The 23,416-nt window shown below is 71.5% G+C and carries 14 protein-coding genes and 1 pseudogene; 4 read left to right on the top strand and 11 right to left on the bottom strand.

Going from position 1 to position 23,416, the window contains the following annotated elements; all coding sequences use genetic code 11:
• Positions 1-139 precede the first annotated feature (139 nt).
• A complete protein-coding gene (locus J7E88_RS09980; protein WP_308307445.1) occupies positions 140-2,968 on the top strand; it encodes a LuxR C-terminal-related transcriptional regulator in 2,829 nt (942 codons plus the stop codon).
• Positions 2,969-3,219: 251 nt separating this feature from the next.
• Positions 3,220-3,411 (top strand): annotated as a pseudogene (locus J7E88_RS35690) (hypothetical protein); the annotation flags it as partial.
• A gap of 774 nt (positions 3,412-4,185) precedes the next feature.
• Here the strand turns inward: J7E88_RS35690 and J7E88_RS09975 are convergent.
• On the bottom strand, positions 4,186-4,806 hold the full coding sequence (locus J7E88_RS09975) for an L-threonylcarbamoyladenylate synthase (RefSeq protein ID WP_215179348.1): 621 nt from the start codon (positions 4,804-4,806) through the stop codon (positions 4,186-4,188).
• A 231-nt stretch (positions 4,807-5,037) separates the two neighbouring features.
• Here J7E88_RS09975 and J7E88_RS09970 point away from each other — a divergent pair, with 231 nt between their 5' ends.
• Positions 5,038-5,421 (top strand): VOC family protein, encoded by a 384-nt coding sequence (locus J7E88_RS09970; RefSeq protein WP_215179346.1) that lies wholly within the window; start codon positions 5,038-5,040, stop codon positions 5,419-5,421.
• Between the two features lie 89 nt (positions 5,422-5,510).
• On the opposite strand, the gene fusA is transcribed toward J7E88_RS09970, so the two are convergent.
• The 3 genes from fusA to J7E88_RS09950 all read right to left on the bottom strand — a co-directional run bounded on the left by fusA (position 5,511) and on the right by J7E88_RS09950 (position 13,382).
• Entirely contained in the window at positions 5,511-7,619 is a 2,109-nt protein-coding gene (fusA, locus tag J7E88_RS09965) for an elongation factor G (protein ID WP_215179344.1), read from the bottom strand.
• 502 nt (positions 7,620-8,121) lie between these two features.
• The gene (locus J7E88_RS09960; protein ID WP_215179342.1) at positions 8,122-9,816 is read right to left on the bottom strand and encodes a lysyl oxidase family protein; all 1,695 of its coding nucleotides are present in this window, start codon (positions 9,814-9,816) and stop codon (positions 8,122-8,124) included.
• Between the two features lie 1,337 nt (positions 9,817-11,153).
• On the bottom strand, positions 11,154-13,382 hold the full coding sequence (locus tag J7E88_RS09950) for a catalase (RefSeq protein WP_215179340.1): 2,229 nt from the start codon (positions 13,380-13,382) through the stop codon (positions 11,154-11,156).
• 346 nt (positions 13,383-13,728) lie between these two features.
• On the opposite strand from J7E88_RS09950, the gene J7E88_RS09945 reads away from it, so the two are divergent.
• Positions 13,729-14,085 carry a hypothetical protein gene (locus tag J7E88_RS09945; protein WP_215179338.1) on the top strand — a complete coding sequence of 119 codons (357 nt, stop codon included), beginning with the start codon at positions 13,729-13,731 and terminating at the stop codon, positions 14,083-14,085.
• A gap of 38 nt (positions 14,086-14,123) precedes the next feature.
• Here the strand turns inward: J7E88_RS09945 and J7E88_RS09940 are convergent, their stop codons facing one another.
• From J7E88_RS09940 to J7E88_RS09910, 7 genes are all read right to left on the bottom strand, one after another.
• Positions 14,124-14,720, bottom strand: a complete 597-nt coding sequence (locus J7E88_RS09940) for an ATP/GTP-binding protein (RefSeq protein WP_215179336.1) — start codon at positions 14,718-14,720, stop codon at positions 14,124-14,126.
• Positions 14,701-15,075, bottom strand: a complete 375-nt coding sequence (locus J7E88_RS09935; RefSeq protein WP_215179334.1) for a DUF742 domain-containing protein — start codon at positions 15,073-15,075, stop codon at positions 14,701-14,703. The genes J7E88_RS09940 and J7E88_RS09935 overlap by 20 nt, the downstream gene beginning before the upstream one ends.
• On the bottom strand, positions 15,068-15,499 hold the full coding sequence (locus J7E88_RS09930) for a roadblock/LC7 domain-containing protein (RefSeq protein WP_215179332.1): 432 nt from the start codon (positions 15,497-15,499) through the stop codon (positions 15,068-15,070). The genes J7E88_RS09935 and J7E88_RS09930 overlap by 8 nt, the downstream gene beginning before the upstream one ends.
• 20 nt (positions 15,500-15,519) lie before the next feature.
• Positions 15,520-18,000: a nitrate- and nitrite sensing domain-containing protein gene (locus tag J7E88_RS09925; RefSeq protein WP_215179330.1), complete on the bottom strand. Its 2,481-nt coding sequence runs from the start codon at positions 17,998-18,000 to the stop codon at positions 15,520-15,522.
• Positions 18,001-18,291: 291 nt separating this feature from the next.
• The gene (locus tag J7E88_RS09920; protein WP_215179328.1) at positions 18,292-19,476 is read right to left on the bottom strand and encodes an NAD(P)/FAD-dependent oxidoreductase; all 1,185 of its coding nucleotides are present in this window, start codon (positions 19,474-19,476) and stop codon (positions 18,292-18,294) included.
• 150 nt (positions 19,477-19,626) lie between these two features.
• Complete coding sequence (locus J7E88_RS09915; RefSeq protein ID WP_215179326.1) at positions 19,627-21,234, bottom strand: amino acid adenylation domain-containing protein; 1,608 nt, start codon at positions 21,232-21,234, stop codon at positions 19,627-19,629.
• Positions 21,231-23,189 carry a beta-ketoacyl synthase N-terminal-like domain-containing protein gene (locus tag J7E88_RS09910; RefSeq protein WP_215179324.1) on the bottom strand — a complete coding sequence of 653 codons (1,959 nt, stop codon included), beginning with the start codon at positions 23,187-23,189 and terminating at the stop codon, positions 21,231-21,233. Before J7E88_RS09910 ends, J7E88_RS09915 begins: the two co-directional genes overlap by 4 nt.
• Between the last annotated feature and the right edge of the window lie 227 nt (positions 23,190-23,416).

Raw genomic sequence — 23,416 nt, 5'->3', positions numbered from 1 at the left:
ACCCCGGATCCCGGTCGTCCCGATCAGCCGGAAACCTTGCCTTGAGGGCCTTTCGTGCCGTACCTGTGAGTTCCTGTGCGTTCCCCGAGAAGGCACGGAGCGTCAGGGAACAGGCGAACGAGATTCATGGGACGGCGGCGTGGTCACGGCACACGAATGTTTCTGGGAGCCCCGGCTGCGGCGGACCCTCACCGATGAGGGTTCCGGGCCGCTGCTCGTCCTGGTGGAGGGGGCCGCCGGCACGGGCAAGAGTCACCTCCTCGAGGAACTGTCCGTCCTCCCTGAGGCCGCGGACGCGACCCGCCTTGTGTGGAGGCGCGGTGGGGCCTGGGCGCAGCCGGAGCCGATGTCGCCGGAGGGACCGGTACTGCTCCTGGTGGACGACGTGCACCGCGCGGACGCGGCAGGGAGGGACCGGCTCCGCCGCGTGCTGGAGAGTCCCTGGCCGGGGCTCGCGGCGGTGGTCGCCTACCGGCCGGAGGAACTGGCGGTCCCCGGCCTGCCGCTGGGCGCGCCGCCGGCCGGCTATCCGCCCGAGCTGGCCGTCGTACGGCACCGGCTCGAGCCGTGGAGTGCGGACCGGGTCCGTCGGGCCGCTGTGGAGGCCCTCGGCAAGGGCTGCACCGACGAGGCGGTGGCCAGGCTGCACGAACGTTCCGGCGGGGTGCCCCAGGTGGTGGTCGACCTGCTCACCGTGATGCGGGGGCGCACCCGGCAGCGGTGCACGGCAGCGGACGTGGACGCCGCCGGCGTGCCGGTACGGCTGGCCGAACTGAGCCTGGGCCGGACATCCGCCCTGCCCGCGGCGCACCGGCCGATCGTCTGGGCGGCCGCCGTGCTGGGCGATCCGGTGAGCCGCGACGAGCTGATCGCCGTGTCGGGGCTCGGGCCGTCGCGGGGCAGAGAGGCCCTGCTGGCCGCGCTCGCGGGCGCGGCGCTGGCGGAGTCGGAGGAGGGCCGCTACGGACTGGCCGTGCCGCTTGCCGCCCTTGCCGTGCACGCGTCCGTACCCGGCCCGGTCCGCCAGGAGCTGCATGCGCGGGCGGCCGATGCGCTGGCCCGCAGACACCCCGTGCCCTGGGCGGCCCTGGCCAGTCACCACAAGGCCGGCGGCCGGGTGCGCGGCTGGCTGCGCGCCGTGGAGAAGGCCGCCCGGATGGCCGCCGATTCGGGACGGCACCAGGACGCCATCTGTCTGCTGGAGCGGACTCTGGCCTCTCCCTCGGTTCCGCCGCAGGCCCGTGCCCGGCTGGCGCCGCTGCTGGCGCGCAGCGCCGTCGTCGGCCTGCGCTCGGACCAGACCGTCGAGGTGCTGACGCAGATCGTCCAGGACGCGGCCCTGCCCGCTGCGGTGCGCGGCGAACTCCGGCTGGATCTGGGGCTGTTGCTGTGCAACCAGGTCGGCATGAGCGGAAAGGGCTGGCAGGAACTGGAGCGCGCCGCCGCCGAACTGCGCGACGTCCGGCCCGGTCTGTCCGCCCGGGCGATGTCGGCGCTCGCCATGCCGTACTGGCCGGGCCCCTCGATCGAGGTGCACCGGATGTGGCTGGAGGACGCCACGGCCGCCGCGGCCGACAGCGGGGACGAGGTGGTGCGCACCGCCGTCGCCGCGAATCACGTCGGTCTCGCCATGAGCTGCGGCGACCCGCTGGCGTGGGAGCTGGTGACGATGCTGCCCACGGACAGCCCGGACCCCGGTTGCCGCCAGCACGCGGCGCGCGGCCTGTGCAACGCCGCCGACTCGGCGGTCTGGCTCGGCTACCACGCGCGGGCGGATGAACTGCTGACCGAGGGCCTCGAACTGTCCGCGCAGAGCGGCGCGCCCTACACCGAGCAGACCGCGCTGGGGGCGCGGCTGCTGCTGGAGTGGGTGACCGGGCGGTGGGCGGGACTGGCCGAGCGGTGCGAGAAATTCGTCGCCGCGACCGCCGACATGCCCGTCATCTGCGCCGACGCCCGCATGGTGCGTGGCCTGCTCGCCCTCGCGCACGGCGAGTGGGGGCAGGCGCTGTCCTGGCTGTCAGGCACCGACGCCGCCTCGGCGGATCACGCGGCGGCGCCGCTGGCCGCGGCCACGTCCGGTGCGCTGATCCGTCTCGCACTGGCCCGCCAGGAGCTGTCCGCTGCGGCCGGGGAGGCCCGCACGGGCTGGGCGAACATGGTGGCGAAGGGCGTGTGGGTGTGGGCGGCGGAACTCGCGCCGTGGGCCGTGGAGGCGACGGCCCGTGCGGGCGAGGTGGAGGAGGCGCGGGCCATGGTGAACGGTTTCGCCGCGGGACTCGAAGGGCGGGACTCGCCCACCGCGCGGGCCGCGCTCGCCTGGAGCCGGGCCGCGCTGGCAGAGGTGGAGGGCAGGCGCCACGAGGCCGTACCGCTGTACCGGGAGGCCGCGGCGGCGTATGCGGCGCTGCCCCGGCCGTACGCCCAGGCCCTTACCACGGAGAGCGCGGCACGTTGTGTGCTGGAGGCGTATGCGCCCAGGCCGGGCGCCGGAGCGGATGCGGGCGCGGGCGCGGGTGCGGGCCAGGCCGTCGCCACCGGGGCAGCGGCCGGGGGCGAGGACGGGGAGGGTGACGAGAAGGCCCGCGCGGTCGCCGAGCTGACGGCCTGCACACAGCAGTTCACCGACCTCGGCGCAGTCTGGGACGCCGCGCGGGCCCGGGCGGTGCTCCGCACGTATCAGCCCGCCAAGGAGGGGCGTCCGCCCGGCCGGCCCTCGTACGGAGACCAACTCTCGCCCCGCGAGCGCGAGGTGGCCGAGCTCGCGGCGACCGGACTGACGAACCGGGAGATCGCGACGACGCTGCATCTCTCCCACCGGACCGTGGAACAGCACATCGCCCGCGCCATGCGCAAGATCGGCACGCTCTCCCGGCAGGATCTCGCGGTGCATCGGGCGATGACCCACACCCCCGATGCGACGCAAACCGCCATGAAAGGGATGGAACGGCGCAAGGGCAGAGGTTAATCAGGTATCCGTAGGCCCCGGTACCCGTATAGGTGCGTTCCCGATCGAGCGTTAGGTTCTGTGCCACCGGCCGGTCGAACGCACATCCGCCACGGAGCTTCTGCGGACCGCGCGGCGTTCGACCGGTGATGTGCGCGGTGCCGCGGCTTGCCGATGTCGAGGAGGGCATCGGCAGGCCCTCGGCCGCGTCCCCGGGCGAGGCGTATCGGCGGCTCACAGCGGTGCCGTGCCGACCAATATGAACGCATTTCGCATCCTCGCGGACAACGACCGAGCTGGGGCGGCTGGGACCGGACGCGGTGACCGTGGGAGCGGCGACGCTGCCGCCGGCGGACCTGCTCTCGCGGGGGCGCGGGGGCGCGGGCGCGCTGAGTCTGTCGGCCCCGGTGGGCCCGCTGTGCCCGTCCGGCACGCGCGCCCCGGCCGCGCCGGGCTCACGATGACCGGGCCTCAGCCGTACGGCCACCCGGTGCCGCAGCCCCGCAGTCCGCGCCGCTTCGCCCGCGTGCCGCGGTTCGGCAGCCGCAGGGTGTCCCGCGTGACCGAGCCTTACCGCCTTGCCGACGCACGGGATTCGTACGACGCCGCCGCCGACTGCCTCCAACTCGCCAAGCCCCCGGCCGAAATGGGGCCCCTGGACCGAGTGATGCCGGCCGCCTTCGCCGAACAGGTGGCGGCCCACGAGCCCGGGGCCTGTCGCGGATCTGGGGTGCGGGCCGGGAATGGTGACGGCGTACATGGCCGCGGGGTTCCCATGATCGGCGTCGATCTGTCGCCGAAGATGATCCGGCCGGCCCGCGACGGCCACCCCCATCTGCCGTTCGCCGCGGGCTCCATGACCACCACGGGCTTCGGAAACGGCACGCTCGGCGGCATTCTCGCCTGGTGCTCCACCCACCACACATTGCCGGAGCACCTGCCGGTGGTGTTCGGAGTTCCGTCGCGCGCGCCCGGTGGTCACCTGCTGCTGGGAGGACACGTCGGGGACGAGAGTGTGCGGCGGCCCACGCAGGCGTACACCCGGTGTCGTACGCGTCCTGCTTCCTGCCCCTGGACGCATCGCCGGCCTGCTGGAACAGGCCTGCCTCCTCGTCACCGCGCGAGTGCAGAGGGAACCCGGCCCGCCGGCGAAGCCGTCGTACGGGCGCCCCCTGACCCGCGTCCCCGCATCGCCATGACGGGAGCGGCCGGCCCCTGGGGAGCGGCCGTCGTCGCGGCTACTCGAAGCGCGCGGTGTCGCCCGCCCCTCGGCGTACGATCTCGGCCTCCCCGCCGGAGAAGTCGATGACCGTGGTCGGCTCCGTACCGCAGTCGCCCGAGTCGACCACCGCGTCCACCACGTGGTCGAGACGTTCCTTGATCTCCCAGCCCTGTGTCAGCGGCTCTTCCTCGTCGGGCAGGAGCAGGGTGCTGGAGAGCAGCGGCTCACCGAGGTCGGCGAGCAGCGCCTGCGTCACGGCATGATCGGGAATGCGGACTCCGACCGTCTTCTTCTTCGGGTGCAGGAGCTGGCGCGGCACTTCCTTCGTCGCAGGCAGGATGAAGGTGTAACTGCCGGGCGTCGCCGCCTTGATCGCGCGGAACACGTCGTTGTCGATGTGCACGAACTGGCCCAGCTGCGCGAAGTTCTGGCAGACGAGCGTGAAGTGGTGCCGGTCGTCGAGGTTCCGGATCGACCGGATCCGCCCGATGCCGTCACGGCTGCCCAGCTGGCACCCCAACGCGTAGCAGGAGTCCGTCGGATACGCGACGAGCGCGCCGGAACGAATGCTGTCGGCCACCGTGCTGATGATGCGCCGCTGGGGATTTTCGGGATGCACATCGAAATACTTCGCCATTCGCCGAGTCTAAGCCCCGCCCGTGCGTCGTCCGACGCGCTCGCGGTGGACCACGCGTACCGAGCGTCGGGGGAAGCCGGGAGTACGGCGGGTCGCCCGCGGGCGGTCCGGGAGGGTGATCCGTGGCGACCCGTCCAGCCGCTTCCGCGTGGCGGACTGGCCGTGGGGTCCCGCCCGTGGTGTGACCTGGCACGCGTCAGGCAACCGGCACGGCGGAAGGGATGCGCGGTCATGTTCAGGGACACCAAGGCGTTCAGCGGCTTCTCGGTGAACGACATCGGCAAGGCCCGGCAGTTCTACGGCGACACGCTCGGGCTGGAGGTCGATGAGTCCGGTGGAGAGGGCATGGACATGCTCTTCCTCACCCTCGGCGGCGGGGCGCGCGTACTCGTCTATCCGAAGGACAACCACAAGCCGGCCGACTTCACGATCCTCAACTTCGAGGTCGACGACATCGACGCCGCTGTCGACGAACTCGGCCGGCGCGGGGTGACCTTCGAGCGGTACCCGGGCTTCGAGGCGGACGAGAAGGGCATCATGCGCCAGGACGGCCCGCACATCGCCTGGTTCAAGGATCCTGCGGGGAACATCCTCTCCGTACTGCAGAGCCGCTGAGCCGGCTCAGCCGGGCGTGCCCTGCCCCGTACGGGGCAGGGCACGCCCGGCGGCCCTTCTGCGCGTCCCGGCTGCGAGGAGTTGGGGATCTAGCCCGCCGACACCTGCTCGGACACCGCCGTCGGCACGGCGGCGTATCCGGTGGCCCGGGTGGTGAAGGTCCCCCGGCCCTGGGTGCGGCTGCGCAGCCGGGACGCGTAGCCGAACAGTTCGGCGAGCGGCACGGTCGCGGTGAGCACCGCTGTGCCGGCCCGGGCCACCTGGCCCGAGACGCGCCCGCGCCGCGCCGCCAGGTCGCCGAGCACGCCGCCCACGGCGTCGTCGGGCACGGTGGCCGTGACCTCGACCACCGGTTCCAGCAGGGCCATCTCGCTCGCGCGCAGTGCTTCGCGGAGCGCGAACCGGCCCGCCGTCCGGAAAGCCATCTCCGAGGAGTCCTTGGGATGGGTGGCTCCATCCGTCAGGGTGACCCGCAGCCCGGTCACCGGATGGCCGCCGAGTGGGCCCTCGGCGAGAGCGTCCCGGCAGCCGGCCTCCACCGCGCGGATGTACTCCTGCGGTACCCGTCCGCCGGTGACCGTCGACCGGAACACAAAGTCCCCCGCCCCCGCGGCGTTTCCGCCCGCCGGCTCGGCGGACGGATCCAGCGCCGCCACGTCGAGGACGACATGGGCGAACTGACCTGCGCCTCCGTCCTGCTTGACGTGCCGGTGCACCAGTCCGGACACTCCGCGGGCGACGGTCTCCCGATAGGCGACCTGCGGCCGGCCGACGCCGACCGCCAGGCCGTAGGCACGGCGGACCTTCTCCACCGCGACCTCCAGATGCAGCTCGCCCATCCCCGACAGCAGCGTCTGGCCGGTCTCGGGATCGGTCCGCACGACCAGCGACGGGTCCTCTTCGGCCAGCCTCGCCAGCGCGGCCGCCAACCGGTCGGTGTCGAGGCTGCTGCGGGCCTCCACCGCCACGGAGACGACCGGATCGGCCACCGTGGGCGGTTCGAGGACCAACGGCGCCCCGGGGGCGCACAGGGTGGCCCCGGCGCGGGCGGTCTTCATCCCGATCACCGCGACGATGTCCCCGGCCACCGCGTGGTCCACCTCGGCGTGCCGGTCGGCCTGCACCCTCAGGATGCGGCCGATCCGCTCGCTGCGGCGCGCGCCCGGGTCGAGCACAATGTCTCCCTTCCTCAGGGTTCCCGCATACACCCGCAGGTAGGTCAGGCGTCCCGTGGCGGTCGAGGTCACCTTGAAGACCAGTGCGGCGAACGGCTCGTCCGGGTCGGCGGCCCGCTGCTGGACGGTGCCGTCGTGGGTGCCCCGTACCGCCGGAACGTCCTGCGGCGACGGCAGGTAGGCGACGGCGGCCTCCAGCAGCGGCTCGATACCGCAGTTGCGGTAGGCCGAACCGCACAGCACCACCACGGCTTCACCGCCGAGCGTCAGATCGCGCAGTGCCGCCATGAGTGTCGCCGCCGACAGAGTCCCCTCCCCGCAGAACTCCTCCAGCGCCACCGGATGCAGCTCCGCCACCGCCTCTTCCAGAAGACCGCGGCGTCGCAGTGCCTCCTCCCGCAGGTCGTCGGGCACCGGGCCCTCCTCGTATGTGTCGCTGCCCGTGCCCCACACCAGTGAGCGCATGCGCAGCAGGTCCACGACGCCGCTGAACCCGTCCTCCTGCCCGATCGGCAGCTGGACCACGAGCGGGACGATGTGCAGCCGCTCCCGAATGGACTCGACCGCGGTGTCGAGGTCGGCGCCCGCACGGTCCAGCTTGTTGACGAAGGCGATCCGCGGCACGGCGTGCCGGTCGGCCTGCCGCCACACCGACTCGCTCTGCGGCTCGACTCCGGCGACCGCGTCGAACACCGCGATCGCACCGTCGAGCACCCGCAGCGAGCGTTCGACCTCGTCGGAGAAGTCGACATGGCCCGGCGTGTCGATCAGGTTGATGCGGTGGCCGTCCCAGACGCAGCTCACGGCAGCGGCGAAGATCGTGATGCCACGATCGCGCTCCTGCGGGTCGAAGTCGGTGACGGTGGTTCCGTCGTGGACCTCACCGCGTTTGTGGGTGGCACCGGTGAGATACAGGATCCGTTCGGTGACGGTGGTCTTGCCCGCGTCGACGTGGGCGAGGATGCCCAGATTCCGGACGGCGGTCGGCGGATTGCCCGCCTGGCGTTGCAGGGTGGTACGCACGGCGCAGTGCCTTTCGAGGTGATCAGAGCTTCACAACAGGACAGCGCGATTTCCGGACGAACGGGCCTGGCTGCAGACCTGGCGGGAGCTCCTGACGCAGCACACCGCGTCGGGCCGCGCCCGTACTGGTCGGCTCGATGAAGCCGTACCGGTCGGCTCGATGAACAGGACCGGGTCAGGAGTTCGTCACGGACATCCGGTGGCGGCCGCGCAGCCGGCACCGGGCGCACGAAGACACCGGGATCACGTCGTACCGTGAACGGGGAACGGCGACAGCGGTGCTGTGACACACGGCCGGTCTCCCCTCATCGGTCCTGCTGGTCGACAATGCGTGTTGCGCTGTCGTGGCAGCGCGCGAAGCGAGTGTAGGAAGTCCGAACGGGCCGGGGCATCCGATTATTCGGGCCCTGCCGTCACTTGCGCCTGCTGTGCGTCATGCCGGCTCCACACGCGCGCGAAGGCCCCGACCACCGTGCGGCGGTCGGGGCCTTGTGACGGTGGGTCAGTTGGCGTCGACCCGGTGGTGCGGGGGCACCTTCACGGTGCGGGCGCCGGGCACACCGCCCAGAACGACCTTGCGCAGAGCGCTGTTGTTGGTGAGGTCGGTCTCCTTGAGCCGCTTCTCCGGGTTGGCCAGCACCTGGATGTAGTACGTGCCGTTCGGCAGGCCGGTGATGTCGAACGACTGGCCGGGCAGATCCTGGGTGTAGGTGTCGCCGGAGCCGACGTCGAGGACCTCACGGACGGAGATCGAGTTCTCCTGGCCGCACGCGGTGGAGAGGTCGGTGTTGTCCGGGTGCCAGTTGGCGTTCTTCACCGTGTAGTCCACGGCGTCCGTGTTGGCCAGGCAGAACGCCTCCTTGCCGCTGCGCACCGCCTCCTTCTGGTCCGCCTTGAGGAGGCGGTAGCTGGCGAAGTCGGTGAAGTGCCAGTGCTCGTGGCCCGGACGCGGGTCCCACTCCATGGTGCCGGTCGGCGTGTAGCCGACCTGCTTGCCGTCGGCGTCGTAGAAGTACTGGTAGGCGTCCATCAGCTTCTTGCCGGGAGCACGGAAGCCGTCCACGACCAGCTGGGCGGGGCCGGCGTTCCAGACGTTGGCGCTGAAGGCGAGGTAGTCCTTGCCGGGAGCGTCGCCCTCGCCCTCGCTGATGGTGATGCCGTAGGCGGGCAGGGACCGCAGGTCGGGCTTGGGGACGTCGGGGACGGCGGCGCGTCCCATGGGCCGCTGGGCGTTGGGCTTCAGCGCCGGAGCACGGCGCGAGCCGTCGGTCTTCCCCGTGCCGTCGCCCACCTTCGCGGCGGCGATTCCGGCCTTCTTCAGCGCCCAGGGAAGCGCGGGAGGGGCCGGCGGGTACGGACCGTGGCCCACGTTGTACGAGGGGCCGGCGCCGCTGGTCGCAGGTGCCGGCGGCGACATGGCCGCCCCCTTGTGGTGGGCATGCCCCGTCCCGTGGGACGCGTGCTGTCGGGCGGCCGCCGTACGCCCGCCCTCGTCCCAGCTGCGTTCGCGTATCGTGAGCTTGATCGTCTGGGGCTTGTCGGCGATGCCGAAGGCATCACGGTAGCGCTTCGCGATGGACACCTTCGCGGTGTACTTGCCGGCCGGCAGGTCCACCTTGTCGGAGTAGTAACCGGAGTAGGTGTTGGACGCCCAGCCGTTCTCCACTCCCCACACCGAGCCGAGCGTGAACGGGTTGACCGGGCAGCTCTGGGGGTAGTGCGACCTGGCCGGTGCGTCGGGGCGTACCCGACCGGAGGCGTTGTTCGGGCAGAAGGCTTCCGCCTTCTTCAGCACGGTCTTGCCCTCCGTGTCGGTGACGGTGATCTCGGCGAAGCCCGGCAGCCCGGAGAAGTCCTTCACCAGACCTGCGGGAAGGGTCTTGGTCCGGGTCGTGCTTCCGTCGCGGATGATCTGCTTGGCGACGACCGGATCCTTGTAGGACTTGCGGGTCACCTTGAGCTCGAGGGGGCCGTTCTCGGCGGTGACGTAGGTGCCCAGGTCGAGGTAGACGCCGGGCTCCTCCTTGTACGAGTCGAGGGTCACGGACGTGGCCGCGGCGATGAGACTGAGCTGCGGCGTGGCCTTGGCCTGCTTGCCGTCGGGCGCGGCCGCGACGACGCCGGCGACGACGGCGACCGCCGCGGCACCGGCGATCGCCGGACGCCTGAAGCGCGCCTGGTGAATTCGGGTCATCATTCCTCGTTCTCGGAGTGCATCGGAGACGGTGACGGGCGCACAGCACGTCCGCGCCCCGCTCCCCGGGCCGGCCGCGGGCGGCATCCCGGTCGGGGGCGAAGTGGTCGGGGTCGCGAAGCTGTGTACGTGCTGTGAGAGGGAGGTGAGGGGCCGTCGGTTGTCTGCCGAGTGACGCGCGGGCACATAATTGGCCGAAACCCGCTTCCTGACGCGCATTCCGGTCGTCGCGACACCGTTTCCCCGTCACCGCCCGGCGGGTGTGGTAAAGCACGGCGGGCGACGGTACGAGCCTGGTCGGTCGACGCGCGGTTCCGGCCCGCACAGCGGTAGGTTCGTGCTGCCGGGGCCGACGGCGCACTGCGTGCTCGCTCGCACGGCACGGGTGAGCCCGGACGACCGGCTCACGCCCGGCTCACGACCCGCTTACGACCCGCTTACGACCGGCTTACGACCACCGAACGACCGGCCGGCGAAGGTCCGCTCGCTCCACAGGGGTGCATGAACGCTCCGTCGCGCGCGGCCGCGTGGCCGCGTGGCATCGACCGGTGACAACGCATGTCTGTGGCAGGTGAACCACGCCAGGGGTCTGTCCCGCGCGCCTCGGTCCGACAGCTTCGACCACGCCGTGTTCGACGCCGTGGTGGAGGACTGCGCGGCCACGGCTGCCAGGTGCTCGCGCACGCCTGTACGCCGAGGGGTTCTCGCCCGCGCTCGTCGCGGACGAGACCGGGACGGTTGGATCGGTCCCCTCCGCCCTCGATCCGCAGGCAGCTCGGCACCGGGCGGAGGGGGACATGCTCGATGCCCTGGTCCTTGCGCATCCGAACTGGTGGGCACGCCACCGGCCGTTATCACAGGCTGGGTGCAGCGCGTCCTCGCGCCCGGCATCGCGTACAGGCTCACCTCCGCGGAGGGCGAGCCGGCCGGGCTGCTGAGCGCCGGAGGGGCTCTCGTGCTGAACACCTCCGACACTCCCGCAGATCGGGGAGGAGAGCGAGTCCGGGGCCCGCTGGACCGTATGTGGTCGGCATGTGCCCTGCCGTACACGGGAGTTGACGACGTGCGCCGGGTCGCCTTCCGCATGGTCGCCGACTCCACCGCCGGGCCACGGGCGTCCTGGCCGCGGGAGGCGCGTCGGCAGGCCGCCGCTCCTGGACTGGCCCACCCGGCACATGCCCCCGTCTGGATGGCGCCGTCGAGGTCAACCGATGGGACCACCGCACCCTCGGCCGTCCCGCTCGCCGCATGCAGCCGGTACGCCGACGGGCCGGTCATGTGGTCTACGCGACAGACCACGAGTCCTTCGACGTCATCGCCGTCCCCGCCGGCGGACGGGGTCAGGTCCTGTCGAAGCGTTCCCAGACGCGGTGGCGGCCGAGGAGGCGGGTGATCTCCCTGAGCGTGCCGTCCCCGCTGTCCGCTGTGACCACGCCGGGCGCGTCGGCCGGGACGCCCGCCGCTTCCAGCACGCTGCCGGCTCCGGCCCAGCCGCCGATGGCCTTGCCGTGACGGTAGGCCTCGGAGACCATCAGCAGCACCCGCGGGTCGGAGGCGACGTTCTGCCGCGCGACGGCGTCCCCCGCCTTTGCGTCGCGCGCGCCGAAGGCATCTCCGGCCGGGCCCGGTGCTCCAGCCAGCACAAGCGCGTCGAACTCGATCGACCGGGCGGTCGCGAAGGTGCGCTGGACCGCGACCGGCTCGCCGTCCGTGCCCAGTTCGCCGCCGTTCGGCCCGACCACCAGCGGGACCATGCCCGCATCGAGCAGGGCCCGGCGTACGGCCCGCACGCCGTCGAGGTCGCACTCGGCGTCGGCGACGATCCCGATGACGCGGCCGTCCACCGGCCAGGTCTGCCCGATCTGCGACAGCGCCGGGCTCGGATCGACGGACGCGAGGGGTTCGGCCGGCTTGGGGGCCGGCAGTCCCAGGGCCGCGGCGACGCCCTCGCACAGCTCCGGGTCGATGTTCGCGAGGACCTGCAGGCCCCGCTCCTTGATGGCCTGTTCGTAGCACTTGCCCAGTTCGAAGGAGTAGGCGGCGATGATGTGCTCGCGCTCCGGCGGGGACATGCTCAGCCAGAATCGCCGGGGCTGGCTGAAGTGGTCGGCGAACGAGGCGGGCGCCTCGCGGACCTTCGTCGCCGCCGGCACCTCCCGGGGCACCTCGATGTACGCGGCCGTGTCCGCCCCCGCCTGGAAGGGGCAGCCGCCGTCGAGCGAGTTCGGCCGGTAGGGCGCGACGCCCCGGTGCACGGCGCTCTGGTGCATGCCGTCGCGCAGCATGTCGTTGACCGGCGCGTGGGTGCGGTTGACGGGGATCTGGGCGAAGTTCGGTCCGCCGAGACGGCTGAGCTGGGTGTCGAGGTAGGAGAAGAGCCGACCGGACAGCAACGGGTCGTCCGTGATGTCGATACCCGGGACGACGTGGCCCGGGTGGAAGGCCACCTGCTCGGTCTCCGCGAAGAAGTTGGACGGGTTGGCGTCCAGGGTCAGCAGGCCGATCGGCTGCACCGGCGCCATTTCCTCGGGCACGATGTTCGTCGGGTCGAGGAGGTCGATGCCCTCGAAGGTCTGCTCCGCTGTGTCGGGGAACGTCTGGATGCCCAGCTCCCATTGGGGTTGGGCGCCCGCCTCGATGGCGTCGGCGAGGTCGCGGCGGTGGAAGTCGGGGTCCATGCCGCTGGTGATCTGGGCTTCCTCCCAGACCATGGAGTGCACGCCCAGCTTCGGCTTCCAGTGGAACTTGACCAGCGTGGTCGCCCCTTCGGCGTTGACCAGCCGGAAGGTGTGGACGCCGAAGCCCTCCATCATGCGAAAGGAACGCGGGATGCCACGGTCGGACATGTTCCACAACGTGTGATGGGTGGCCTCGGTGTGCAGGGTGACGAAGTCCCAGAACGTGTCGTGCGCGCTCTGCGCCTGCGGGATCTCCCGGTCCGGGTGCGGCTTTGCCGCGTGGATGATGTCGGGGAACTTGATCGCGTCCTGGATGAAGAACACGGGGATGTTGTTCCCGACGAGGTCGAAGGTGCCCTCACTCGTGTAGAACTTGGTCGCGAAGCCGCGGGTGTCCCGCACCGTGTCCGCCGAGCCGCGCGAGCCGAGCACGGTCGAGAAGCGGACGAACACCGGCGTCTCCACGTCCTTGCCGAGGAACGCCGCCTTCGTCACCCGAACGGCGGTGCCGTAGCCCCTGAACACTCCGTGTGCGGCGGCACCGCGCGCGTGCACGACACGCTCCGGGATGCGCTCGTGGTCGAAGTGGGTGATCTTCTCGCGCAGATGGTGGTCCTGGAGGAGTACCGGTCCGCGGCTTCCCGCCTTGAGGGAGTGATCGGTGTCGTACAGCCTCGCGCCCTGAGCCGTGGTCAGATACGCGCCGCCCTGCGCGAGGGCCGTCGGGTCGGCACCGGTCTCCTGCCCCGTGGGGCCGACCGTCGCGGGGCCGCTCTGGTCCGGCTTGGGCGGCAGTGGCTCGCGCGGTCCGGTCGGCTCCTCCAGGGTCGGGGGCTCAGGGGCGGGCCTTCCCGGGATCTCGCCGGCGGGGCCGGAGGTGTTCCGGTTCATGTCTCCTCCACGGGTGCGGTCACCGGACGCCGGCACTTCACCGCCGCCGCAGGCGGTACCGAGGCGATACCTGGCCCAGCCGATTCTTCTGCGGCAGGCGCCCGGAAGCAGCCTGAGTACCCCCATTTCAATGGGCGAAGCGGTCCGGGCCGGAATCGGCAGCGGAGACGGTCCCGCGCGGGCTCCGCGGAACCGGGGCAGGCAACTTCTGCCCGACCGGGCCCGGTCAGGAGCCACCGGGCAACGGCGACTATCCTGCGCCGATGCCGTCCGAGAAGGACGGCTCGCCCACGAACGCACACCAGATGCCGGGCCCGGCGGCGGCGCGGCGGGAGAAGGAGCCTTGATGGACCTCCACCACTTCCAGCGGATCACGGCCTTCGTCGAGGCGCGGCTCACGCCGCTCTTCGACGCCGCGACCGGCAGCACGCACGGCTTCGGGATGGACGACACCTCCCGTGCCCTGCGGGCGCTCCGCGCAACCGCGTTGGCCGCCTCGGCGGTGGAGGGAGTCATCGAGCAGCGCGGGGCGGCCGATGCGGAGGTGCGGCGCATCGCGGACCAGGCACTCGCCCACAGCTGGGACGTGCTGCAGCGCATCGCCAGGAACTGGGAGGATCACCCGGACTTCCTCCGCGAGTTCAAGCGGGACTCCTGGGAGTTCGGCCAGGAGTCCGCCTCCTCTGCCCCTGCCAAGGGCTGAAGTCCGCCACGGGCCGGGTACGAGGGACCTGCCGATGGTCAGAAGCCGGCCATCGGCACCAGGCGAGCGGACGCCTGCGCCTTCGCCGCCTCCAGCAGGGCGAGGAGCACCGCCTTGCTGGAGGCGCGATCGCGGACGTCGCACAGGATGACCGGTGTGGTGGGTTCGAGGGCCAGGGCCTCGCGCACCTGCCGGCTCGTGCATTCCCGCCTGCCGTCGAAGCAGTTGACCCCGACCGCGAAGGGGATGTTGCGTTCCTCGAAGAAGTCCACCGAGGCGAAGGAGGCATCGAGACGCCGGGTGTCGGCGAGGACCACGGCGCCCAGCGCGCCGAGGGCCAGGTCGTCCCACATGAACCAGAAGCGGTCCTGGCCGGGTGTGCCGAACAGGTAGAGCACCAGCTCCGGAGAGACGGTGATCCGTCCGAAGTCCATGGCCACGGTGGTCGCGTACTTGCCCTCCACCCCGGACAGGTCGTCGATCCCGCGGCTGACCTCGGTGATGCGTTCCTCGGTCTCCAGCGGGGGCACCTCGCTCACGGAGCCCACCATGGTGGTCTTGCCCACGCCGAAGCCGCCCGCGATCAGGATCTTCAGTGCCGTCGGCATGATCGGCTCAGAGCTGACGGATAGCATCCATGACCCTTTCGATGAGTTCCACGCTCGGTTTGTCCGCCTCCGACGGCGGGGCCTGGACCAGGATCAGCGAGGCGTTGAGCAGGTCCCCGCAGAGGACCTTCACCACGCTCACCGGCAGGTCGAGGTGGGCGGCGATCTCGGCGATCGCCACGGCGCGATCCCGGCAGAGCACCAGGATCTCGGCCGCCTCCGGCTCCACCGGCTCATGACCGATGTCGTGCGGGGAGCGTGTGACGACCAGCGTGATCAGCGCGAAGCTGTGCTGACTGTGGCTGGTGCGCCCACCGGTGATCGCGTAGGGCCGGACGTGGCGTCCGGCCTCCCCTTCATCGGACCACCGCGCCTCAGGCATCCTGGATATGACCGTGGAAGGAGCTCTGCACGCGGGGCGCGGCGCTGAGGTACTTGCCGACCTTCTTGACGAGCGTGCCCATCTCGAACGCCATCATGCCGACGTCGACTTCCTCGGAGGCGATGGCCGCCAGCCGCGCGCCGCGGCCCGCGGCGGTGACGAAGAGGAACGCCCTGTCCATCTGGATGACCGTCTGCTGGACCTCGCCGCCGTGGAAGTGACGGGCGGCACCGCGGGCGAGGCTGTGCATGCCCGATCCGACCGCGGACAGGTGCTCGGCGTCGTCCCTGCCGAGGTCCTTCGACTTGCCGATAAGGAGCCCGTCCCCGGAAAGCACGATGGCGCAGCGGATCTCCGGAATCTGGTCCACGAGGCTGTCCAGAAGCCAGTCCAGCTGGGGAGCGGCTTGTACCTGCTCAGTCATTGCTGAATGTTCCCTCACAGTTAGTTGGCGCCACGGTCATACGAATCCGCCTGACCGTCCGCACCAGCCGACTTGTCCGTCTCGGTGATCCGGGCCCGCTTCATCCCTTGCTGGATGGCCATCATGGTGCGGGCCGATTCACCCGGCGAGAGACCGCCGGTCTCCTCCTCGTCGTCCCGCTCCTCGGCCTGCGCCTGCGCCGCTTCCTTGCGCAGCTGCTGTGCGAGGCTCGCTCCCTTGGTCCTCTGGGGCAGGATCCGAGGGGTCGTCAGAGTGCGGGGCTGATCCGGTGCGCGCTCGTCCCCGGCTGCCCCGGACTCCTCGTACGCGGCTGCCAGGGACTGCCCCGCTTCGGGGTCGGGATGCTCCTGTGGGGGCGACCATGGCGTCGGCATCGGGGACTGCGCCGCCGAGTGGGCCGATGTGGGGGGCAACAGACCTGCACCTCCGTACTCGGGATACCCGTGCTGATCGATACGGAGCGGCGACTGCGGCTGGGGCTGCGGGGTGCCCGTGGCGCCACCCGCCATGCCGGCCGGAGCCGTCTCGGCCGCGGCCGGCTCGAACGCACCGGGCTCGCCGGCGGTCGACGGGAACGTTGCCGGTTCGACGGCCGGCGGCGCGAACGAGCTCCGCTCGACCGCCGATGCCGCTGTCTTGAGCTGCTGGAGGACGGGGGAGTCGTGCTCCTCCAGCAGTGCCGTCGGTACGAGCACGATGGCCATGGTGCCGCCGTAGACGGACTCGCGCAGTTCCACCTTGATCCTGTGCCGCTCCGCGAGCCGGGCGACGACGAAGTGTCCCAGGCGCGGGTCCTCGCCCAGCGTCATCATGTCGAGCTTGGGCGGGTGGGCGAGCAGGTGGTTGGCGCGGGCGCGGTGCTCCTCCGGCATCCCGAGGCCGTGGTCCTCGACGTGGAGTGCCAGACCCCTGGCGACCTTTGTCGCGCTGACGAACACCTGGGTGTCCGGCGGGGAGAAGCTCGTGCCGTTCTCGATGAGCTCGGCGAGCAGGTGGGTGACGTCGGCAACGGCCCGGCCGGCGAGGGACACCTGCCGGCCCGGCGCAAGGTTCTTCACCTTGACCCGGGTGTACTGCTCCGTCTCCGCCACGGCGCTGCGCATCACATCGGTGATGGAGACGGGAGCGGTCATCCGACGGGTGGGCGGGGACCCGCCGAGGATCACAAGGTTCTCCGAATGGCGCCGCACACGGGTGGCGAGGTGGTCGACCTTGAAGATGTCCTTCAGCAGATCCGAGTCCTCGTGCTTGCGCTCCAGATCGTCCAGGAGGGAGATGAGGCGGTGGATCAGGATCTGGGTGCGGCGGATGAGCTGGGCGAAGACCTTTTCCGTTCCCTCGCGCCCGAGGGACTGGTGGGCGACGGTCTCCACGGCGACGCGTGCCATCTGCTCGATCGCCGCTTCGAGCCGTCCCAGCTCGTCGGCGGCACGGGGTCCGTGGGGAAGGAACTCGGCGGTGTCGACCCGCTCGCCTCGCTCCAGCCGGGAGAGGAGCTCGGGCAGCCGGGTGCCGGCCAGGTCCTCGGTCTTCTCGTGGAGCCGGGCGAGCCGGTCGATCACCGATCGCCGGACGCGCCAGGCGGGTATCGCGGCGATCGCCAGGCCGGCCAGCGTGCCGAGGCTGCCGAGGACGAGGCCGAGCACGAGGTCGTCGGCCTGTTCCGTGCCGGTGCCGGCCACATGGGCGAGAGAGTCGGAGTTCAGTTTCTGCAGGCCGTCGACGACAGTGTCGGCCGCCTCCGGCCACGCTGCGGCCGACTTCGGCAGCTGTGTGCCGCGGTTGCCTGCCACGGCGTCCTCGATCGACGCCAGGGAGGTCCAGCGCGCGCTGTCGGTGAGGCGCGCGTAGGCGGCGGCCTGGCTCGTGGGCAGGTCACCGGTGCTCAGGTGCGCGCCGACCGCTCGCTGAACGGCGAGGTACTGGCCGAACCGGGCGCGGGCCGCATCGTCCACGCGGCCGGACGGGAGAGCGCCGGTGAGAGTCGCGTCCTCGCGCGAGAGCATCTCCGTCAGGTGCACCAGCGACACTGTGGCGGCAACGGCGTGTGCGGCGCTCCCGTCGTCGGTCCGGGTGGTGGCCGTGATCAGCTCGGTGGCGTCGGCGACGGTGTCCGTGAAGTAGGCGAAGGCGTCGTCGCCGCCGATGGTGCGATCGTCGATCGCCGTGCGGCGCTCCGACAGTGTGTCCAGCGCCTTGTTCAGTTCGCCGGCCCGGTTCTTCAAGGGCGTGGTGTCAAGCCCCGCGGGTGAGGTCCGGCGGAATTCCTCGACAGCAATGTCGGTTCTGCTGCGGGCGCTGTCGAGGGCGGCGCGGGCGGCACTGGTGCGTGCGGCCTGCCACGCGGCGGTGAGGCGGCGCTCGTCCTGCAGACGGGACAGCACGTCGTGCGCGGGCTGCCCCGCCGAGGTGATGCGCTCCGCCTCGTCGCGCAGTTCGATCTGCTCATCGACGAGTCCGGTCGCCGTGTAGCCCCACACTCCCGTGAGCAGGACCGCCGGAACGGCAAGGGACAGGGCGAACGGAAGTCGGATGGATCTACGAGGGGCCGACCTGTGACTGGTCCGCCGGTCGCGGGTGCCTGGCATCTGATTCCTCGTACGGCAGCGAAACACTGATGGCAGTAAGGGACCGTCCCAAAATGCAAGTACCCCTTAGGCGCGCCGACTTGACATTTTGTTCAGCCGGGTCGGCGGGCCGTTGAACCGTACCAGGATCATGGCGCACCGTCACACGGGAGTCGCAGTGGAGAGTTTGTCGCAACGCACCGGTCACAACAGGGCCAGCAGCTTTGGGGTGTAAAGGGCGCTGACGGTCTCAATGCCGGCGACCATGTCGAAATAGATCGCGGTGAGGTCCTTGTCCCGTTCCACCGCGCGCAGCAGTGCCAAGCGCTGCTCGTGCGGGGCCAGTTGTGCCACCGCCAGCGTGGACTCATAGCCCGGAGTGAGCGCGGCGTCCCGGTCCTCGGCGTAGGACCCCAGTGCCCGGTCGAGTCGGAGCGGGTCGCCGCCGAGCAGGTCGCCCACGTGCCGTACCAGGGTTTCCGCCTGGAGGAACGCGTCGCTGATGCCGCGTGCGGTGATGGAGTCCTTGTGGTGCCCGGCGTCGCCCACCAGCGCCCAGCCGGGTCCGGTGGCCTGCCGGAAGAAGTTTTGCTGGTCGCCGGTGCCGCGCAGGCGCTCGACGCGCCGCTTGCCGTGGAGCCGGTCGTACAGGGCCGGGGCGGTGGCGCGTATCTGTTCCAGGTAGGCGCTGCGGGCGTCGGTGCGGACCTCCTCGAACCGGGACTGCGGGAAGTAGGCGAGGACGAGCGTCGCATCGTCGTTGGTGGGCACGGCGGCCACCCAGCTCTCGGGATTCTCGTAGAGCTCCAGGGTGGCCGGAACGTCCTGCCAGTATCCGTAGTAGGCACAGGTCAGTCGCTGGTCCTGCACGGTGTAACGCGCCCGGCCGAGCCGCGCGACCGTGGAGCGCATGCCGTCCGCGCCGATCACGAGACGGGCTCGCTCCGTGAAGGAGCGCCCGCGGTGCCTGCCCTCCACGCCGATGACTCGTCCCGTCTCGTCGTGCAGGAGGCGGGTCACGGAACACCGGTCGCGGAAGTCGACGCCCGCGGCGACGGCCGCGTCCACCAGGATGGCGTCGAGAACATGGCGGCGGGGCGCGTAACCGGCACGCTGCCCGTCCACGCCTCGCGCGCACCCTTCGAGGCGGATGTCGGCCACCTCGTAGACCGCGTGGTCCAGCGGCGGGCACCCCGTGGCCCGGACGGTCTCCAGAAGGCCCCAGCGGGCGAGTGCCGCGATTCCGGGCTGGTGGATGAGGTGGGTGGAGAGGGTGTCGGAGGGGAATTCCGCCCGGTCGAGCATGAGCACCCGGTACCCGGCGCGCGCGAGCAGCATGGCCGTGGGCGCTCCGGCGCAGCGCGCTCCTACCACAATGGCGTCGAACATATGCATGCCTCACAGACATCGGGACCGGCGGTGCTGCGGGACCGCCTCGGAGGGCGGACCCGGGCACTCACCGGACGGGGGGACGGAAGGTGCCCTCACGTGTGCGGACGAGGGGCGGGGACGGGAACGGAGCCGGCGGCGGCCGAAAGGTCAGTGACCGCGCCCGAGTTCGGCGAGCAGGGCATGCCGGTCGATCTTGCCGTTCGGATTGAGCGGCAGTTGATCGAGGACGGCGATCCGGCTCGGCAGCATGTACGGCGGCAGCCGGTCGCCCAGGGCCGAGTACAGCCGCCGGGGAGCGCAGTCGTCGCCGCTGACCGCGGCCTTCAACTCCGGCTCCCCGTCCGGGGCCTGGACGGCCAGCACGACCGCGTCGCGTACGCCCGGCTGCTCCCTCAGCATCGCCTCGATCTCCCCGAGTTCGATCCGGTGGCCGCGGATCTTGACCTGGTGGTCCGTCCGGCCCAGGTGCACGAGGTGGCCGTCGTGCATGGTCGCGCGGTCTCCGGTGCGATACCAGTACGGGGTCGGCGGCGCGGTGGCGGCTGTCGTCCCGGTGGCGGTGGCCGTCTCGGTGGCGGCTGTCGTCCCGGTGGCGGTGGCCGTCGGCACGGGTTCACCGTGCCCGAAGGGCAGGAAGCGGCCGGCGTTGTTGGCCGGTTCCAGATATCCGGGGAACCGCTGAGGGCCGCGGACGCACAGCTCACCGGTGTCGGCCGGCCTGCCGTTCTCGTCCAGCAGCAGGAGGTCCAGCGTCGGGTAGGCGGTCCCGATCGGCAGCGTCCCGTTGGCCGTGTCCGGCCAGTCGGCGGCGCTGCGCGGCAGCCGGTAGGCGGTGCAGGAGACGGTGAGCTCGGTCGGGCCGTAGAGAACCTCCAGGGTGCTGCCGGGCGCCGCGGCCTGCCATTCCTCCGCCGCCGCCCGGTGCAGCGGCTCACCGCCGAAGACGCTCCAGCGCAGCGTGGGCATGGCGCCGGGCTTCAGTGTGCCCAGGCGGGACGCGAAGGTGATCAGGGACGGTACGGAGAACCAGTGCGTGAGCCGTTGGTCGTTGATCGTCTTCACCGGAGACATGAGTTGGCTGCGCCGGGGCACCACGAGCGTGCCCCCGGACGCCCATGCGACGAACAGGTCGTGGACCGAGCCGTCGAAAGTGAGGTCGAAGGTCTGCGAGAGCCGGCTGCCCGGGCCGACGTCGTACCGGGTCGCCACGTGGCCGAGGTAGGCAGCAAGGTTGCGGTGCAGGATCGGCACGCCCTTGGGTGTGCCCGTCGACCCGGAAGTGAAGATGATGTAGGCGACGTCGTCCGGGTCCACTGCGCGGTGTGCCGGCTCGGGCAGCGGCCCGGCCCTCAGGGCAGCCAGCTCCTCCGGGCCGATCACCAGCAGCGGTGTCCCGGGGTCGGCGGCCCCGGCCCCCGCGGCGTCGGCCAGGGCCATGTCCAGGCCCGCGGCCTTGACGATGTCGGCGGTGCGGGCGGGCGGGTGCCCGGGGTTGAGGGGCACGACGGCCGCGCCGGTCCGCAGGATGGCGAGGTAGCCGGCGTACGCGGTCACCGAGCGGCCGGCCAGCAGGCCGACGCGCCGGGGGGCGTCGCCGCCGTTGACTGCGACCAGCCGGGCCGCGAGCCGTTCCGCCAGGTCACGCAGGTCGTCGTAGGTCAGGTGTTCCTCGTCCACTTCCAGGGCCACGCAGTCCTGGCCGAAGATCGCCGCCGAGCGGGCGAACCACTCGTACACGGTCTGGGGATCGCTCATGCGGTGCGTGCCTCCAGGGCGTGCATCCACTCGCGCAGCGCGCCCACCGTACGCAGCCGGGCGAAGTCCTCGGGGTCGACGTCACGGCCCGTCTTCTTGGACAGTTCGACGATGAGCCGCAGTTTGGCCAGCGAGTCGATGCCGATGTCGGCGAGCACGGAGTCGTCGTCGAAGGGGATGCGGGCGTGCTCGCGCAGCACCCAGGCGGCGAGGTCGCCGTCGTCCTCGTCCCGCTCCTCTCCGGGCCAGTAGCGCCTGGTCTGCCAGGGGTAGCCGGGCAACGTGACGAAGCGGCCCTCCTTCCCGAACACCTCGTCCCAGTCCACCGTTTCACCGCCCAGGTAGCGGTCGGCGGTCGCGGCCATGGCCTTGCGCGCTCGGGCCGCCCGCGGCTTTCCTCGGGCGCCGCCGAGCGCGGCGGCCATCTCCTCGTGCGAGGCGCCGATGACCGCACGGCGGTGTTCGTGGTGCTGACGGCGGGTGGCCGCGCTGTAGCAGATGTCGCGAAGGGGGAAGGCGCCTCCCGGGCCGTCGGGGCCGAGGTAGGCGGTGTAGGCATGCGTCAGGGCGTCGAGGGCCTCGGGGGTACGGGCGGACAGCACCAGCACGTACGGCGTGCCGTCTGCCTCGGCCGCCGGTTCGGCGGGGCGGGGATCGGCCTGCCGGATCACCACGTGCGCGTTGAGGGCCGAGGAGCCCTGGCCGGAGATTCCCATGACGGCGGGCCGGCCGCGGTCGGGCAGATCGTGGAGCTTCTGCGGTATCACCACCGGCAGTTCGTCCCAGGGCACGACGGGATTGGCGATGTCGAGGTGCAGGCTGGCCGGGACCTGGCGGTGCTCCAGGCACAGCACGGCCTTGATCAGCCCGGCCATGCCGCCGGCGGCCTCCGCGTGGCCGATGTTCGTCTTGACCGAGCCGACGAGCAGCGGCCGGTCCGCCGGCCGCCCCTCGCCGAGGACCTCGCCCAGTGCGCTGATCTCCAGCGGGTCCAGTGCGGGCGAGCCGGCCCCGTGCGCCTCGACGTAGTCGACGTCGGCCGGGTTCACCCCTGCGTCCTCGTACGCCCAGCGGAGCACCTCGACCTGCCCGGTCCGGGAAGGGGTCAGCAGCGAGTCGCTGGTGCGCCCGTCGTTGCCGATGGCGGTGCCCTGGATGACGGCCCGTATGCGGTCGCCGTCGGCCAGGGCGTCGGCGAGAGGCTTGAGCACGACGACTCCCACTCCGTCGCTCGGCGCGTGGCCGTCGGCGCTCGCATCGCCGAACTTGCTCCGGCCGTCCGCGGCGAGCGCACCGGCCTGCGTCATCATCACGCTCTCATCGGGGCGGAGCGCGAGGTTGACCCCCGCTGCGAGTGCGAGGGGGCTCTCACCCGCGCGCAGGCTCTGCACCGCGCTGTGCACGGCCGCCAGGGAGGAGGAGCAGGCCGTGTCCACCACCACGCTGGGGCCGCGGAGGTCGAAGACGTAGGACAGGCGGGCCGGCAGCAGCGAGCGGTAGTTGTTGAACTGCGAGGCGGTCGCGGCCTCAAGGCCCTCTCGGAACCGGAGCTCCAGGTAGTCGGCGCGGGCGTTGCCGACGAACACGCCGGTCCGGCTGCCCGCCAGCTCCTCGGGGCACCGGCCCGCGTCTTCCAGGGCGTCCCAGGCCGTCATCATCAGGAGCCGTTGCTGCGGATCGAGATCCACCGCCTCGGTGGCGGACATTCCGAAGAACTCCGCGTCGAATTCGGCGGCTTGCTCGATGTAACCCGCGCGGCGGCTGCCGATCGAGCCCGGCGCCGGACGGAGGGAGTAGAGCGCGTCGGCGTCGTAACGTTCAGGTGGTGTCTCGCCGGTGGCGTCCACCCCATCTCGCAGCAGGTCCCACAGCGCATCGGTCCCTGACGCGCCGGGCAGCCGGCAGGCCATGCCGATCACCGCTATCGACCGTGCGTCTGCGTCCGGCCTGTTCATCACAACACTCCTTCGATGCTTCCCGATGTCTTTGCGGGAGGGGGTGGTTCACGTCGTACCGAGATGTTCTCGAGGGCGGCCGTGGGCGTATGCGCTGCCGTGCCGCCGCGCCGGGTAAGGCCCGGGGTCCCGGTCGGTGAGGCCGGGTCACGCGGTGAAGGGGACCCTGACATCGTGGGGCCGGGGCGTTCCCGGCCCCGGCGTCTCGCCCGTCGCGGTGTCTCACG

It is taken from the genome of Streptomyces sp. ISL-10 (assembly GCF_018614575.1).
Classification (GTDB): domain Bacteria; phylum Actinomycetota; class Actinomycetes; order Streptomycetales; family Streptomycetaceae; genus Streptomyces.
This window is presented reverse-complemented; position numbering and strand designations above follow the sequence as displayed.